Consider the following 14,487-nt stretch of genomic DNA (forward strand, 5'->3'; position numbering starts at 1 on the left):
CGGCGTGCGCCGCCCGCGCGCCCTTATGCGGACGGGTCGCGCGCCTCGAAGAACGCAAGCAGTTCGTCGATCAACGCGACGGGCGCCTCTTCCGGAATGTAGTGCCCGCATTCGAGCGCGCGGCCGCTGACGTCGCGCGCGACGCGACGCCATTCGTCGAGCGGATCGAAGCAGCGACCGACGATCCCATGCTCGCCCCACAGCACGCGCAGCGGACACGCGACCTTGTTGCCGCGCTCGAGATCCGCACGGTCGTGCTCGAGGTCGATCGTCGCCGATGCGCGGTAGTCCTCGCACATCGCGTGCACGGCGCCCGGCTGCGCGAGCGCGGCGCGGTACGCGTCGAGCGCCTCGGGCGCGAACGGCGCGAGCCCGGCGGACCGGTTGCCCATCACGCGCTCGATGTACGCATCGGTATGCCCGCCGATCAGCGTCTCGGGCAGCGGCTCCGGCTGGATCAGGAAGAACCAGTGGAAGTACGCGGTCGCGAACGCACGATCGGTTTTCTCGTACATCGCGAGCGTCGGCGCGATGTCGAGCAGCATCATCCGCTCGACGGCATCCGCGTGATCGAGCGCGAGCCGGTGCGCGACACGCGCGCCGCGATCGTGCGCGCAGACATGGAAGTGCTCGAAGCCGAAATGCCGCATCACGGCGACCTGATCGGCCGCCATCGCGCGTTTCGAATACGGCGCGTGCCGCGCGTCGCTCGGCGGCCGGCCCGACGCGCCGTATCCGCGCAGGTCGGTGGCGATCACCGTGAAGTGATTCGCGAGCGTCGCGGCAACGCGATGCCAGATCATGTGGGTTTGCGGATGCCCGTGCAGCAACAGGAGCGGCGGGCCCGCGCCTCCTTTGACACCGAAGATGTCGGTGTCCTGCACCGTCACGCGAAACGGTGCAAACGCCTCAAACGACATGGTTTATTTCTCGTTGGTTTGTTATGGCGGCTATTTTAGGAGCGCTCGCGCATCTTCACAGCGGGGCAGCAGCCAGAATCCGTAGAAAGAGAACACTCACTCGATTGCGGCCACACCGCGCATTTTGTTAAGCTCGCGTAGAATCGCACGACCGTTCGTATTAATATGTACGATCTCGTTCCGCAGCTACACTCGAATCATCGTTCGACCGCAAAGCATGGTGTCGGCGTCAACGCGACCGCGCGGGCGCCGGCCCTCCCTGGAGACTGGAGACATCACATGGCATTGCCCACCGTCCTGCAGAACCTGACGCTGCCCGTCATCGCGTCGCCGATGTTCATCGTCAGCTACCCCGAACTCGTGCTCGCGCAATGCAAGGCGGGCATCGTCGGTTCGTTCCCCGCGCTCAACGCCCGTCCGGCCGAACTGCTCGACGAGTGGCTCACGCAGATCCAGTCGGAGCTCGCCGACCACAAGGCGAAACACCCCGATGCGGTGATCGGCCCGATCGCGGTCAACCAGATCGTCCACCAGTCGAACGCGCGGCTCGAGCACGACGTGCGCGTATGCGTCGAGCACAAGGTGCCGATCTTCATCACGAGCCTGCGCGCGCCGGCGCGCGAGATCGTCGACGCGGTGCACAGCTACGGCGGCATCGTGCTGCACGACGTGATCAACCTGCGCCACGCGCAGAAGGCGCTCGAAGCCGGCGTCGACGGGCTGATCCTCGTCGCGGCCGGCGCGGGCGGCCACGCGGGCACGACGTCGCCGTTCGCGCTCGTCGGCGAGGTCCGCAAGATCTTCGACGGTCCGATCGTGCTGTCCGGCGCGATCGCGAACGGCGGCTCGATCCTCGCCGCGCAGGCGATGGGCGCCGATTTCGCGTACATGGGCACGCGCTTCATCGCGACGCAGGAAGCGCACGCGATCGACGACTACAAGCACGCGATCCTGAACGCGAAATCGTCCGACATCATCTATACGAACCTCTTCACCGGCGTGCACGGCAACTACATCCGCGAGAGCATCGAGAAAGCCGGCCTCGATCCGGAAGCGCTGCCGGAATCCGACAAGACGAAGATGAATTTCGGCGGCGACAAGACGAAGGCGTGGAAGGACATCTGGGGCGCCGGCCAGGGCGTCGGGCTGATGGACGACCTGCCGAGCGTGGGTGCGCTCGTCGAGCGCCTGAAGCGCGAGTACGACGACGCGAAGGCGCGGCTCGGCATCGCACGCTGACGGAAGCGGCGGCCATTGCGGCCGCATTCGCCGCCGCCGCCAATCCCGTCGGACCAAACAAAAAGCGCGAACCGAACGGTTCGCGCTTTTTGTTTCATCGCCCCGCCGCCGCGGGACACGGTTCAGCCCGCGCGCTTGATCCGTGTGATCGGCAGCACGCGCAGGCGCGACTCGATCGACGGGCACAGCGACTGGCCTTCGAAACGCGCCGCAAGGAAATCGACGAACGAACGCACCTTCGCGGATACGTGACGGCGGCTCGCGTACACCGCATAGATCGGCGCCTCGTGCGGCGGCACCGAATCGAGCAGCACCGGCACGAGCCGGCCGGATTCGATGTCGTCGCCGACCACCTCGGTGCCGAGCAGCGCGATGCCCGCGCCCGCGAGCACGGCCGCACGCAGCCCTTCGAGATGGTTCACGATCAGGTTGCCGTTGAGGGTCACGCGCGACGCGGCCGCCGCGTCGATCACGAGCGAATCGAGCATCGTCGAATTCGAGTCGCGCCGCAGGTAGTTGTGATGCGCGAGATCGGCGATCGTCGCGGGCGTGCCGTGCTTGTCGAGATACTCGGGCGACGCGACGAGCAGGATGTGCGCGGTCGCGATCTGCCGTGCGACCAGCGACGACGATTTCAATCCGTTCGGCGCCGCGCGCACCGCGACGTCGTAGCCTTCCTCGATCAGGTCGACCACGCGATCGGACAGCGTCATGTCGACGGTCACGTCCGGGAACCGGCCCGCGTAATCGGTGACGGCCTGCATCACGTGCCGCAGCCCGAACGCGGACAGCGACGTCACGCGCAGGCGGCCCTGCGGCACCACGCTCGCGGCGCCGACGGCCTGCCCGGCTTCGTCGAGTTCAGACAGCGCCTGCACGAGGCGCTCGTAATATTCGCGTCCCGCCTCGGTAGGCGCGACGCGGCGTGTCGTGCGATGCAGCAGCCGCGCGCCGAGCTGCTGCTCGAGATGCATCACGTGCTTGCTCGCCATCGCAGCCGACATCTGCATGCGCTCGGCCGCGCCGACGAAGCTGCCCACTTCGACGACGTAGCGAAACACATTCATGCTGACGAGGGTATCCATCGAACTAGCTCGTAATGACGGGGGAATGGTCCAATTACGAGATAGGGTAACAAAGGCGAGGAAACAGAAAGGTCAACAAAGGCAAAACGAACGGCACCGCGGGGAGGCGGCGCCGTTTCGGGCGGGACAACATGTAGCCGGAACGCGCGATTTCCGCGCGCGTCCGGCGCGCCGATCGCGTGTGCGCGTCAGAACTTCGCGCGGATACCTGCGCCGAACGTGTTGCCGGTCGACAGGCCGCTGATGTGGTCGTTCATGTACGCGGCGTAGACGTCCGTGCGCTTGGACAGCGGGTAGTCGTAGCCGACGGCCCAGGTCTGGCGAGTCTGGTCGAGGCCGCCCGCGTCGCGCGAATACGCATACGACGCCATCGCGTTGCCGACGCCGAGCGGCACCGACACGCCGCCCTGCGCGGTGTTCACGTGCCAGCTGCCCGCGACCTGGTCATTCTTCGTATACATGTACTGGCCGAACAGCTTCACGACCTTCAGGTCGTAGGTCGCGCCGACCAGCGCGATGCCCTGGCTCTTCATCCCGGCGACGAGTGCGCTCAGGTCGCGCGGGCCGTTGTTGAAGTTCACGTACTGATACATGGCAGTCGCCGCGAACGGGCCGTTCGCATAGTTGAACTGCGCGCTCCACTTCTTCGAGCCGTTGTCGCCGGCCTGGTTGCCGAACGCGTACATCGCGCTGCCATTCAGCCCGCCGAACGAAGGCGACGTGTACGACACCGCGTTGTTCCAGCCCGAATCGCCGACCGCGCCCTGGTCGCTCGGATAGGTCGGGAACGTGCCGAGGCCGAGGAACACGTGGTACACCATCGGCGAGAAGGTGTACGAATCGTAGAACGGGTTGAACAGGATCGTCGACAGGAACAGGTGCGTCGTCAGGCGGCCTGCCGTCACCGTGCCGTACGGCGAGCTGATGCCGACGTACGCGTTGCGGGCGAAGAACGTGTCGCCCTGGAAGCGGCCGAACTGGCCGTTCTGCGCGCGGAAGAAACTTTCCAGCGTGAAGATCGCCTTGTAGCCGTTGCCCAGATCCTCTGCGCCGTGCAGGCCCCAGTACGACGTCGACATCCCGCCGCCCGACACGTTCCATGCGCGATCGCCGCCCGGGAACTTGGTCGCGCCGACCCATTCGTCTACCTGACCGTAGAGCGACACGCTCGATTGCGCATAAACGGGTGCGGCAGCCGCCGCACAGGCGGCCGCGGCGATCAGCTTGACGGACGTGCGCGACGTACGGCGAGCGAATGCTTTCATGGGATCTCCAGGTTTTGTCGAATGGTCGATAAGTGGCGCGAGCGTTGTTTTTTGGAGCCGAGTGCTTGCGTCGTATGGGGCGCAGCCATCTTTACGGATCATTTGTCCGGTCAAAATTGCGCACACTTATTGCTGGTATAGCGCCAGCATTAACTTCGCGGAATCGATACGTGGCGGGATGCACCGCGGTGGCCCCGCGCAAAAGCGGTTGCGCGACGGGACGGCGGCGTGGTGCACGCGAGCCGGGCGCGAAAGATAGCGCAATGCGACGGGAAAATCAGCGGAAATCTGCGCGCGACTGTGGCGAATTCGCATCAGCCGGCGGGGGACGAGCGCGCGGGCGCTCAGTTTCGATAGAACGGGGAGAAATACGGCGAGTGCGAGGGCTCTTCCTGCGAACGGGGCGGCGGCATCGGACGGCCGCCGCGCTCCTCGTTGTAGCGCGCGACGTCGGCTCGGATCGAACCGGCGCGCAGCGGCACGTTGCCGCCGCCCGGCGGGCGCGGCATCTGGCGCGCGTCGGCGCTGATCGGGCGATACGGGCTTTGCGCGGCGTAATGACCGTACGACGGCGTCGGCCGCAGCCCCCAGCGGGAGCCGTAGCTGCTCACGCCGCCGGCGCGTGCACCGGCGGGGGGCGGAACGCGGCGCCAGACGGGCCCGCCACCGAACCCGCCGCCAGCCTGCTGACCGTACGCACGCATGTCGCCGCCACCGAAACCGTGGCCGCCGAACCCATGACCGCCGTGCGGCGGCTGCGCGAGCGCAAGCGGCATCAGCAGCGCGCCGAGCACGCCTGCCACCCATCGTCCGATCTTCCGTTTCACACGTTCCGTCATCGTTCAGTGCCTGTCCACGCCTGCCGCCGGCTCCTTTCGGCCGACGCAAGGCTTTCAGCAGTAATTTATGAGCGGCCCGAAACTGTGTCGAGCCAAAAAGTGTTAGGTCGCCGGCATCGGTGTAACACCATGTTACTGCTAGGTTTTTTCACTTCAGGGCGCGAACACGACAGAACATTCTTCTGCCGTTTTGCGCATGGCCGTGGTGGGTGCGGCGGCCGTTGCCGCATGCAGTCGATTCATCAATCGATTCTCACAATGAATTTGTGTAGTGAATGGCCAACCGGGACAATAGCTCCATCCGCGCGCGCGACGTGCGCCTCCGTCGTTTCCGAATCGAGTTCCCGATGGCCCGTCCCCGTTTTCTTCCCGACAACTTCACGCTCGCCCTGGTCGGCACCGTCGTGCTCGCGAGCCTCCTGCCGTGCCGCGGCCCGGCCGCCCACGCGTTCAACTGGGCGACCAACATCGCCGTCGGCCTGCTGTTCTTCCTGCACGGCGCGAAGCTGTCGCGGGAAGCGGTCGTTGCGGGCGCAACGCACTGGCGGCTGCACGCGGTCGTGCTGCTCAGCACGTTCGCACTGTTCCCGCTGCTCGGCCTCGCGCTGAAACCCGTGCTGCAGCCGCTCGTCACGCCGGCGCTTTACGCGGGCGTGCTGTTCCTGTGCACGCTGCCGTCGACGGTCCAGTCGTCGATCGCGTTCACGTCGATCGCGAAGGGCAACGTGCCGGCCGCCGTGTGCGCGGCATCGGCGTCGAGCCTGCTCGGGATCTTCGTCACGCCGGCACTCGTCGGGCTGATGATCACGTCGCAGTCGGCCGCCGCCGCGTCGCCGTGGAGCACCGTCGGCAGCATCGTGATGCAGCTGCTCGTGCCGTTCATCGCCGGCCAGTTGCTGCGGCCCGCGATCGGCCGCTGGATCGAACGCAACCGCGGCGTGCTGCGCTTCGTCGACCAGGGCTCGATCCTGCTCGTGGTCTACGTCGCGTTCAGCGAAGCCGTCAACGAGGGCCTGTGGCACCAGATTCCGGCGCGCGCGCTCGGCGGCCTGCTGATCGCCAACCTCGTGCTGCTCGCGATCGCGCTGCTGCTGACCGCGTTCGTCAGCAAGCGGCTCGGCTTCAACCGGGCCGACCAGATCACGATCATCTTCTGCGGATCGAAGAAGAGCCTCGCGGCCGGCGTGCCGATGGCGAAGGTGATCTTCTCGGCGAACGCGGTCGGCGCGATCGTGCTGCCGCTGATGCTGTTCCACCAGATCCAGTTGATGGCGTGCGCGGCGCTCGCGCAGCGGTGGGGCGCGCGCGACATGAGCGGCGAGCGCGGCGGGCAGGATGGCGCGGCATCGGCGCCCGGCGCGCTGAACGCGGGCAAGCGCTGACGGGACGGGAGGCGGGACGGTCACTGGATGGTGGCGCTTTCCGCCTTCCCGCCTTCCCGCCTTCCAAACGCGCACCGAGGCGCGCCCGACGCGATGCACCATCAGCGCCCATCGCGTCATGAAATCTTCATTCAATTCCCCGCGATCGGTGCCGTTAAGCCGGATACCCCGTCGATTCGGCTGCCCTCGCCCATGCCCGCGCTCCACTCCGACTCCGCTGCCGCCAGTACCGCGCGCCTGATCGCGGATCGCGCGCTCGCCGCCGTTTTCCAGCCGATCGTCGATCTCGGGTCGGGGACGGTCGTCGGCTACGAAGGACTAATCCGCGGCCCGCGCGGCACCGACCTCGAGGCGCCCGCCGCGCTGTTCGCGCAGGCCGCGCGCGAAGGCGCGACCATCGCGCTCGAACAGGCCGCCGCGCTCGCCTGCCTCGACGCGTTCGCGGCGCTCGGCTGCGACGGCAAGCTGTTCCTCAATTTCAGCGCCGGCACGATCCTGCAGCTCGCCAGCGAACGCGAGCGAGCGCGCCATTTTCTCGGCCGCGCGCGGATCGGCGCCGAGCGCATCGTGATCGAGCTGACCGAGCAGAACGCGATACCGGATGTCGCGCACTTCGGGCCGGCGGTCGCGTCGCTGCGCGATGCGGGCATCCAGTTCGCGCTCGACGACTACGGCACCGCGAACGCGAGCATGAACCTGTGGCTGCGCCTGCAGCCGGACGTCGTGAAGATCGACCGCTTCTTCATCCACGACATCGCACGCGACCCGCTCAAGTTCGAGGCCGTGAAGGCCATGCAGCACTTCGCGCAGGCGAGCGGCGCGCGACTGATCGCGGAAGGCATCGAGAACGAATGCGACCTGATCGTCGTGCGCGACATGGGCATCTGCTGCGTGCAGGGCTTCCTGCTCGGCCGGCCGGACGCGCAGCCGTCGCGGGTCGTCGCGCCGGCCGCGCGCGATGCGATCCGCGCGCCGCACATCGCGGTGTTTCCCGGCGCGACGCGCGCCGTGCGGCCGGCCGGCACGATCGCCTCGAAAATGCTCGTCGCCGCGCCGCCACTGCCGCGCGACGCGACCAGCAACGACGTGCTCGACCTGTTCAACCGGATGCCCGACCTGCACGCGGTCGCGCTCGTCGAACGCGGGCGGCCCGTCGCGCTCGTGAATCGCCGCGGCTTCATCGACCGCTTCGCGCTGCCGTATCACCGCGAGGTGTTCGGGAAGAAGCCGTGCCTGCAGTTCGCGAACGACGCGCCGCTGATGATCGACAACGCGACGACGTTCGAGCAGCTCGCGACGCTGCTCGCGAGCCACGACCAGCGCTATCTCGCGGACGGCTTCGTGATCACCGAACACGGCCGCTACGTCGGGCTAGGCACCGGCGAGAGCCTCGTGCGCGCGGTGACCGAGATGCGCATCGAAGCCGCGCGCTACGCGAACCCGCTGACGTTCCTGCCCGGCAACATTCCGATCAGCGCGCATATCGACCGCCTGCTCCAGCGCGATGCCGGCTTTCATGCGTGCTATGTCGACCTGAACCAGTTCAAGCCGTTCAACGACCAGTACGGCTACTGGCAGGGCGACGAGGTGCTGAAGTTCGCCGCGACGGTGCTGGCCGGCGTGTGCGACCCGCAGCGCGACTTTCTCGGGCACGTCGGCGGCGACGATTTCCTCGTGCTGTTCCAGCGCGACGACTGGCACCTGCGCGCGACCGACGCGATCGCGCGCTTCAACGACGGCGCGCAGCGCTTCTACACGCAGGCCGACCGGCAGGCGGGCGGGCTGCGCGGCGAGGACCGCCACGGCAACCCGGCGTTCTTCGGCTTCGTGACGATGGCGATCGGTGCCGTCGGCGTGCCGGCCGGCGCGCACGGCGCGAAGCGCTACGGCAGCGACGAGATCGCGTCGGTCGCGGCGCTCGCGAAGCGGCGCGCGAAACAGCAGCCGGGCGGACTCGCGGTCGTCGATCTCGACGCGGGCCGCGCCGCGCTGCGCAATCGCGGCGAACCGCCGACGGTGGCGGCGACGGTCGCGGCGGACTGAACGGCGGGCAATCGTCGAGCGCGGATACGGCTGCGCTCCGGGCGACGGAGACGGGCATCCGCCCGTCAACCAGCCGAATCGTTGCGCATCGGCTGCCGGCCGCCCGTGCAGGCCGCCGGGTACGCTGCGCGGACGCTCGAAACAGCCCGTTTTCCAGCATATTCCCGCCCCTTTCCCGCCAGTCGCCCGCGCCGCCGGGTGCACGCACGACCACCTTGCCTTTTTCGCGTTTTGTTTAGTATTTTTAGTAACGGCGTTTTCGCAGATTAGCGCTTAAAAAGCCGTTATTCACGGGTATTCCCCGGTTATCCGGCCCGAATTTCGCGATATGTTTTACTATACAATCGCTTTCACCCTAAACAAACCGAACCCCGAACGATGGGCACCACCATTCGCGATGTCGCGCGGGCGGCAGAGGTCTCGATCGGCACCGTCTCCCGCGCGCTGAAAAACCAGCCGGGCCTGTCGGAAGCAACGCGAGCGCGCATCGTCGAGATCGCGCAGCAGCTCGGCTACGATCCCGCGCAGTTGCGGCCGCGCATCCGCCGGCTCACCTTCCTGCTGCACCGCCAGCACAACCGCTTTCCCGCGAGCCCGTTCTTCTCGCACGTGCTGCACGGCGTCGAGGACGCATGCCGCGAGCGCGGCATCGTGCCGACGCTGCTCACGGTCGGCCCGAACGACGACGTGCTGCGCCAGATGCGCCCGCACGCGCCCGACGCGATCGCGGTCGCCGGCTTCATCGAGCCCGAGACGATCGAGGCGCTCGCCGCGACCGGCCGGCCGCTCGTGCTGATCGACCTGTGGGCGCCCGGGCTGCGCTCGGTCAACATCGACAATGCGACGGGCGCCGCACTCGCGATGCGCCACCTGCTCGCCACCGGCCGCTCGCGGATCGCGTTCATCGGCGGCTCGCCCGCGCACTACAGCATCGCGCAGCGCGCGATCGGCTACCGGCGCGCGTTCTTCGAGGCCGGGCGGCTGTTCGATCCCGCGTACGAAGTGACGATCGACGCGGGGCTCGACCCCGACACCGGCGCCGCGCGTGCGATGGAGCAACTGCTCGACGCGCCGGGCCCGCGCCCCGACGCCGTCTTCGCATACAACGACGCGGCCGCGCTGGCCGCGCAGCGCGTGTGCACCGCGCGCGGCCTGCGGATTCCGGACGACATCGCGATCGTCGGCTTCGACAACATCCCGGCCGCCGCGCACGCGAGCCCGCCGCTCACGACGCTCGCGGTCGACAAGGAAGCGCTCGGCCGCCGCGGCGTCGAACTGCTGCTCGCCGAAGCGCCCGAGCGCACCGAGATCTCCCTGCCCGTCGAGCTGATCGTGCGGGCCAGCAGCCAGCCCGCCGGCTCTCCGGCACTCGATACCGCCACGGTCACCGAATCATGAACATGCCCCCGGTCCAACCCTGCACGGCCGCGCCGGCCGCCCACACGCAAGCCGCGCCGCTCGTCGCGAATTTCCGCGATCCGTCGTTCCTGCTGTCGCATATCGAAGACACGCTGCGCTTCTACGCGACGAATGCGTACGACCCGACGGGCGGCTTCTACCACTACTTCCGCGACGACGGCAGCATCTACAACCGCACGTCGCGCCACCTCGTCAGCAGCTGCCGGTTCGTCTTCAACTACGCGATGGCGTACCGGCATTTCGGCGACCCGCGTCATCTCGACTACGCGCGCCACGGGCTGCGCTTCCTGCGCGACGCGCACTGGGACGACGAACTGCAGGGCTACGACTGGGAACTCGACTGGCGCGACGGCGCGAAGCGCGCGACGCTCGACGGCACGCGCCACTGCTACGGGCTCGCGTTCGTGCTGCTCGCAGCCGCGCACGCGACGATGGCCGGCATCGACGAGGCGCGTCCGCTGATCGCGGCGACCTACGAGCTGGCCGAGCACCGCTTCTGGGATGCGGCCGCAGGCCTGTATGCGGACGACGCGACGCCGAACTGGATCGTGTCGTCGTACCGCGGCCAGAACGCGAACATGCACATGACGGAGGCGCTGCTCGCGGCCTACGAGGCGACCGGCCACCTCACGTACCTCGATCGCGCGGAAAAGCTCGCAAGCCACATCACGCAGCGCCAGGCCGCGCTGTCGGGCGGGCTCGTATGGGAGCATTACCACGCGGACTGGTCGGTCGACTGGGACTACAACAAGGAAGACAGCTCGAACATCTTCCGTCCGTGGGGCTTCCAGCCCGGGCACCAGACCGAATGGGCGAAGCTGCTGCTGATCCTCGAGCGGCACCGCCCGCTCGACTGGCTCGTGCCGCGCGCGGCCGAACTGTTCGACGCGGCGCTCGCGCACGCGTGGGACGCCGATCACGGCGGCCTGTACTACGGCTTCGGCCCCGACTTCACGATCTGCGACCACAACAAGTACTTCTGGGTGCAGGCGGAAACCTTCGCGGCGGCCGCGATGCTCGGCGCGCGCACCGGCAGCGAGCGCTTCTGGGACTGGTACGACGAGATCTGGCGCTATAGCTGGGCGCATTTCGTCGACCACCGCTACGGCGCGTGGTACCGAATCCTCACCTGCGACAACCGCAAGTACAGCGACGAGAAGAGCCCGGCCGGCAAGACCGACTATCACACGATGGGCGCGTGCTACGACGTGCTCGCGACCCTCGCGCGCACGGCGCGCAGCGAGCCGACGCAATGAGCGGCGGCACGTTTCCGGCTTTCGTGTCGGCGGGCGACATCCTGACCGACATGGTGCGCGCGGGCGATGCGCAGTGGACGTCGGTGCCTGGCGGCGCCGGCTGGAACGTCGCGCGCGCGGTCGCGCGGCTCGGCGTGCCGAGCGCGCTCGCGGGCTCGATCGGCGAGGACTGCTTCTCCGACGTGCTGTGGCGCACGAGCGAAGCGGCCGGGCTCGACCTGCGCTTCCTGCAGCGCGTCGCACGGCCGCCGCTGCTCGCGATCGTCCACGAGACGCGCCCGCCCGCGTACTTCTTCATCGGCGAAGCGAGCGCCGATCTCGCGTTCGATCCCGCGCGGCTGCCGGCCGGCTGGACCGGCCACGTGAAATGGGCGCATTTCGGCTGCATCAGCCTCGTGCGCGAACCGCTCGCCGGCACGCTCGTCGCGCTCGCGGCCGACCTGCACGCGCGCGGCGTGAAGATCAGCTTCGATCCGAACTACCGGAACCTGATGACGGCCGCGTACCGGCCGACGCTCGCGAAGATGGCTGCGCTCGCCGACCTGATCAAGGTGTCCGACGAGGACCTGCGGCACCTGTTCGGCGGCGACGGCCCCGACGCGGTCGCGGCGGTGCGCGCGCTGAACCCGCGCGCGGCCGTGCTCGTCACGCGCGGCGCGCAGGCGGCGACGCTGTATGCCGACGGCGGCGTGCACGAGGCCAGCCCGCCGCGCGTCGAGGTGGTCGATACCGTCGGCGCGGGCGACGCGTCGATCGGCGGCATGCTGTTCAGCCTGATGGCCGCGCCGCAGCGAGCGTGGCGCGAGCATCTCGCGTTCGCGCTGGCGGCGGGCGCCGCCGCATGCCGGCACACGGGCGCGCACGCGCCGACGCTCGACGAAGTCGTCGCGCTGATCGAGGGCTGATCGTCGAGGGCTGATCGAACGGTGACCGAGCGCCGTGACCAGACACCGTTCGGTCACCGAAAAGCCGCGCTGTACATGCTGCGCCGCAGTGCTACGATGAAGTGTCCTTTTGCGGGAGAGGCACGATGGACACCAACACGTTCACGAAGGGCATCTACACGGCCAAGGCGCATACCCAGCATTCGGCCAACGGGCAGTTCCAGGGTTACGTGATTCTCTCGAAGGACGACGGGGACGACACCGAGAACACGCGCTACGACGTCCACTCGACGAGCCCCAGCGAGGAAGAAGCGTTCGACGAGGCGAAGGCGCTCGCGCACCGGATCCTCGGCGAGATTGAGCTGTAACGCGCACCGCCCTTTCCGGCGCGGCTCAGAGCAGCCGCGCCACCATCGATACCAGCATCGTCAGCACCAGCGTCGACATGAACGGGAACGGGTAGCGCCGCCCGCCGAGCGTCAGCGTGACGTCGCCCGGCATCCGCCCGATGCCGAGCTTGCCGAGCCACGGCCAGCAGCGCGTCAGGATCATCACCGCGACGAACGACGCCATCAGCCAGCGCAGCATGCCGGCCTCAGAGCACGTGCGAGCGGTCGCCGCGCGCGAACGCGTCGAGCGTGCCGTCGATGCCGCGCGAAAAGGCGATCACCTTGAACAGCTCGCCCATCTCGGCTTCGGAGATCAGCTTCTGCACCGCGTTCGCGGCCGGCAGGAACTGCCGGATGTCGGACGGGTCGATCGCGGCCAGCGCGTCGGTGATGCCCGCGTTCAGCAGGAAGCGCGCCTGCGACGTGTAGCCGAGCAGGTCGGCGCCGGCGGCGACGGCCGCGTCGTAGATGCCGGTGAATTCGACGTGCGCGGTGATGTCCTGCAGGCCCGGGTACAGGAACGGGTCGTCGTGTGCGTGGTGGCGGTAGTGGCACATCAGCGTGCCGCGGTCGCGCTGCGGATGGTAGTACTCGTGCGCGGGAAAACCGTAGTCGACCAGCAGCACCGCGCCGCGCGCGAGCATCGTGCAGACGGTGCGCGTGAACGCCAGCGCGGCCTCGTGCGTCTCGGTCACGTAGCCGTCGGCGACCTCGGCGTCGAGCGCCGCGAGCACCGGCGGCCGGCTGGCCGGCGCGGCCGGCCGGTCCTCGAACACGAACGCGTGCCGCGCGTCGAGCGCGACGCCGCGCTCGTGCCACGCGCCGTCCGCCTTCGCGAACAACCGCACCGGCATCGCATCGAGCACCTCGTTGCCGACCACGACGCCCTCGAACCGTTCGGGCAGCGCGTCGAGCCAGCGCACCTTCGCGGCGAGCGCCGGCGCGGCGGCCGCGATCGTATCGCGCTGCCGTTCGCGCAGCTCGCCGGACAGGTCGACGATCAGGTATTCGTCGAGTTCGACGCCCAGCGCGTCGAGCGCCGCGAGCAGCCCGGCCGCGAGCTTGCCCGTGCCGGCGCCGAATTCCATCACGCGGCGCGTGCCGCTCGCCGCGAGCGCTTCCGCGACCGGTTGCGCCAGAGTTTGCGCGAACAGCGGCGACAGCTCGGGCGCGGTAACGAAGTCGCTGCCGTCGTCGGCGCGGCGCCCGAACTTGCGCGCGCCGCCGCTGTAATAGCCGAGGCGCGGCGCGTACAGCGCGCGCTCCATGAAGCGGTCGAACGGCAGCCAGCCGCCGGCCGCCGCAATCTCGTCGCGCAGTTGCGCGGCAAGGGTTTCGGACTGCGCGAGCGCGTCAGGGCCGGGAGCAGGTAAACTAGCGGGTTCGTGAGCTTTCGGGTTCATCCCGGCATTGTAAATGACCGTTTCAGCCGATACGTCGACCCTGCGCGTGGTGCTCGTCGCGGGCGCCCTGGGCAGCGCGGCCGACGCCGCGTCGATCGGTCGTGCGCTCGCGACGGAATTCGCGCGCCGCGGCTGGGACGTCGCGCTGCAGCGCAGCCACGGCGCGCCGCGCGCGGCCGCCGATGCAATCGTCGCCGAAGTCGCGGCGCTCGGCCGCCCTGCGGCCGTGCTCGACGCCGATCTGGCCCTGGAAGCCGACGCGGCCGCGCTGGTCGCCGCGTGCGGCGCGGCGCTCGGCCGGCCCGCGTGCGCGGTGTTCGTGAGCGCCAGTGCGGGCGCCGACGACGCGCACACGGTGGACGG

13 protein-coding genes and 1 pseudogene are annotated in these 14,487 nt (G+C 68.6%); 8 read left to right on the plus strand and 6 right to left on the minus strand.

Annotation, left to right across the window (positions count from 1 at the left end; genetic code table 11):
• Positions 1-23: 23 nt before the first annotated feature.
• Positions 24-920, minus strand: coding sequence for an alpha/beta fold hydrolase (locus tag ACPUER_RS16980; RefSeq protein ID WP_072437460.1), 897 nt, complete (start codon positions 918-920; stop codon positions 24-26).
• Between the two features lie 279 nt (positions 921-1,199).
• On the opposite strand from ACPUER_RS16980, the gene ACPUER_RS16985 reads away from it, so the two are divergent.
• The gene (locus tag ACPUER_RS16985) at positions 1,200-2,159 is read left to right on the plus strand and encodes an NAD(P)H-dependent flavin oxidoreductase (protein ID WP_072437462.1); all 960 of its coding nucleotides are present in this window, start codon (positions 1,200-1,202) and stop codon (positions 2,157-2,159) included.
• A 122-nt stretch (positions 2,160-2,281) separates the two neighbouring features.
• Here the strand turns inward: ACPUER_RS16985 and ACPUER_RS16990 are convergent, their stop codons facing one another.
• The 3 genes from ACPUER_RS16990 to ACPUER_RS17000 form a co-directional block, all read right to left on the minus strand.
• Complete coding sequence (locus ACPUER_RS16990; RefSeq protein ID WP_034179216.1) at positions 2,282-3,244, minus strand: LysR family transcriptional regulator; 963 nt, start codon at positions 3,242-3,244, stop codon at positions 2,282-2,284.
• Between the two features lie 188 nt (positions 3,245-3,432).
• On the minus strand, positions 3,433-4,509 hold the full coding sequence (locus ACPUER_RS16995) for a porin (RefSeq protein ID WP_175963759.1): 1,077 nt from the start codon (positions 4,507-4,509) through the stop codon (positions 3,433-3,435).
• Positions 4,510-4,853: 344 nt separating this feature from the next.
• The gene (locus ACPUER_RS17000; RefSeq protein ID WP_034179218.1) at positions 4,854-5,348 is read right to left on the minus strand and encodes a hypothetical protein; all 495 of its coding nucleotides are present in this window, start codon (positions 5,346-5,348) and stop codon (positions 4,854-4,856) included.
• A gap of 347 nt (positions 5,349-5,695) precedes the next feature.
• Here ACPUER_RS17000 and ACPUER_RS17005 point away from each other — a divergent pair, with 347 nt between their 5' ends.
• The 6 genes from ACPUER_RS17005 to ACPUER_RS17030 all read left to right on the plus strand — a co-directional run bounded on the left by ACPUER_RS17005 (position 5,696) and on the right by ACPUER_RS17030 (position 12,700).
• The gene (locus ACPUER_RS17005) at positions 5,696-6,730 is read left to right on the plus strand and encodes a bile acid:sodium symporter family protein (RefSeq protein WP_425131644.1); all 1,035 of its coding nucleotides are present in this window, start codon (positions 5,696-5,698) and stop codon (positions 6,728-6,730) included.
• Positions 6,731-6,922: 192 nt separating this feature from the next.
• Positions 6,923-8,773, plus strand: coding sequence for an EAL domain-containing protein (locus tag ACPUER_RS17010; RefSeq protein WP_425131645.1), 1,851 nt, complete (start codon positions 6,923-6,925; stop codon positions 8,771-8,773).
• Positions 8,774-9,151: 378 nt separating this feature from the next.
• Positions 9,152-10,171: a LacI family DNA-binding transcriptional regulator gene (locus tag ACPUER_RS17015; protein ID WP_072437468.1), complete on the plus strand. Its 1,020-nt coding sequence runs from the start codon at positions 9,152-9,154 to the stop codon at positions 10,169-10,171.
• Positions 10,168-11,448: an AGE family epimerase/isomerase gene (locus tag ACPUER_RS17020; protein WP_175963755.1), complete on the plus strand. Its 1,281-nt coding sequence runs from the start codon at positions 10,168-10,170 to the stop codon at positions 11,446-11,448. Before ACPUER_RS17015 ends, ACPUER_RS17020 begins: the two co-directional genes overlap by 4 nt.
• Positions 11,445-12,353, plus strand: a complete 909-nt coding sequence (locus tag ACPUER_RS17025; RefSeq protein ID WP_310135463.1) for a carbohydrate kinase — start codon at positions 11,445-11,447, stop codon at positions 12,351-12,353. The genes ACPUER_RS17020 and ACPUER_RS17025 overlap by 4 nt, the downstream gene beginning before the upstream one ends.
• A 125-nt stretch (positions 12,354-12,478) precedes the next feature.
• Positions 12,479-12,700: a hypothetical protein gene (locus ACPUER_RS17030; RefSeq protein WP_072437474.1), complete on the plus strand. Its 222-nt coding sequence runs from the start codon at positions 12,479-12,481 to the stop codon at positions 12,698-12,700.
• Between the two features lie 25 nt (positions 12,701-12,725).
• Here the strand turns inward: ACPUER_RS17030 and ACPUER_RS17035 are convergent, their stop codons facing one another.
• Together ACPUER_RS17035 and ACPUER_RS17040 are read right to left on the minus strand one after the other, a co-directional pair.
• The gene (locus ACPUER_RS17035) at positions 12,726-12,920 is read right to left on the minus strand and encodes a DUF2905 domain-containing protein (protein WP_006484654.1); all 195 of its coding nucleotides are present in this window, start codon (positions 12,918-12,920) and stop codon (positions 12,726-12,728) included.
• Between the two features lie 7 nt (positions 12,921-12,927).
• Entirely contained in the window at positions 12,928-14,124 is a 1,197-nt protein-coding gene (locus ACPUER_RS17040) for a class I SAM-dependent methyltransferase (RefSeq protein ID WP_425131646.1), read from the minus strand.
• Between the two features lie 13 nt (positions 14,125-14,137).
• On the opposite strand from ACPUER_RS17040, the pseudogene ACPUER_RS17045 reads away from it, so the two are divergent.
• Positions 14,138-14,487, plus strand: a pseudogene (locus tag ACPUER_RS17045) (short-chain dehydrogenase); the annotation flags it as partial.

Source organism: Burkholderia sp. DN3021, from assembly GCF_049805555.1.
GTDB classification, from domain to species: domain Bacteria; phylum Pseudomonadota; class Gammaproteobacteria; order Burkholderiales; family Burkholderiaceae; genus Burkholderia; species Burkholderia pyrrocinia_C.

Coding starts and splice junctions, on each gene's coding strand:
- ACPUER_RS17005 (WP_425131644.1), top strand. CDS start 5,696: ATGGCCCGTCCCCGTTTTCTTCCCGACAACTTCACGCTCGCCCTGGTC.
- ACPUER_RS16995 (WP_175963759.1), bottom strand. CDS start 4,509: ATGAAAGCATTCGCTCGCCGTACGTCGCGCACGTCCGTCAAGCTGATC.
- ACPUER_RS16980 (WP_072437460.1), bottom strand. CDS start 920: ATGTCGTTTGAGGCGTTTGCACCGTTTCGCGTGACGGTGCAGGACACC.
- ACPUER_RS17010 (WP_425131645.1), top strand. CDS start 6,923: ATGCCCGCGCTCCACTCCGACTCCGCTGCCGCCAGTACCGCGCGCCTG.
- ACPUER_RS17030 (WP_072437474.1), top strand. CDS start 12,479: ATGGACACCAACACGTTCACGAAGGGCATCTACACGGCCAAGGCGCAT.
- ACPUER_RS16990 (WP_034179216.1), bottom strand. CDS start 3,244: ATGGATACCCTCGTCAGCATGAATGTGTTTCGCTACGTCGTCGAAGTG.
- ACPUER_RS17000 (WP_034179218.1), bottom strand. CDS start 5,348: ATGACGGAACGTGTGAAACGGAAGATCGGACGATGGGTGGCAGGCGTG.
- ACPUER_RS17040 (WP_425131646.1), bottom strand. CDS start 14,124: ATGAACCCGAAAGCTCACGAACCCGCTAGTTTACCTGCTCCCGGCCCT.
- ACPUER_RS16985 (WP_072437462.1), top strand. CDS start 1,200: ATGGCATTGCCCACCGTCCTGCAGAACCTGACGCTGCCCGTCATCGCG.
- ACPUER_RS17020 (WP_175963755.1), top strand. CDS start 10,168: ATGAACATGCCCCCGGTCCAACCCTGCACGGCCGCGCCGGCCGCCCAC.
- ACPUER_RS17015 (WP_072437468.1), top strand. CDS start 9,152: ATGGGCACCACCATTCGCGATGTCGCGCGGGCGGCAGAGGTCTCGATC.
- ACPUER_RS17035 (WP_006484654.1), bottom strand. CDS start 12,920: ATGCTGCGCTGGCTGATGGCGTCGTTCGTCGCGGTGATGATCCTGACG.
- ACPUER_RS17025 (WP_310135463.1), top strand. CDS start 11,445: ATGAGCGGCGGCACGTTTCCGGCTTTCGTGTCGGCGGGCGACATCCTG.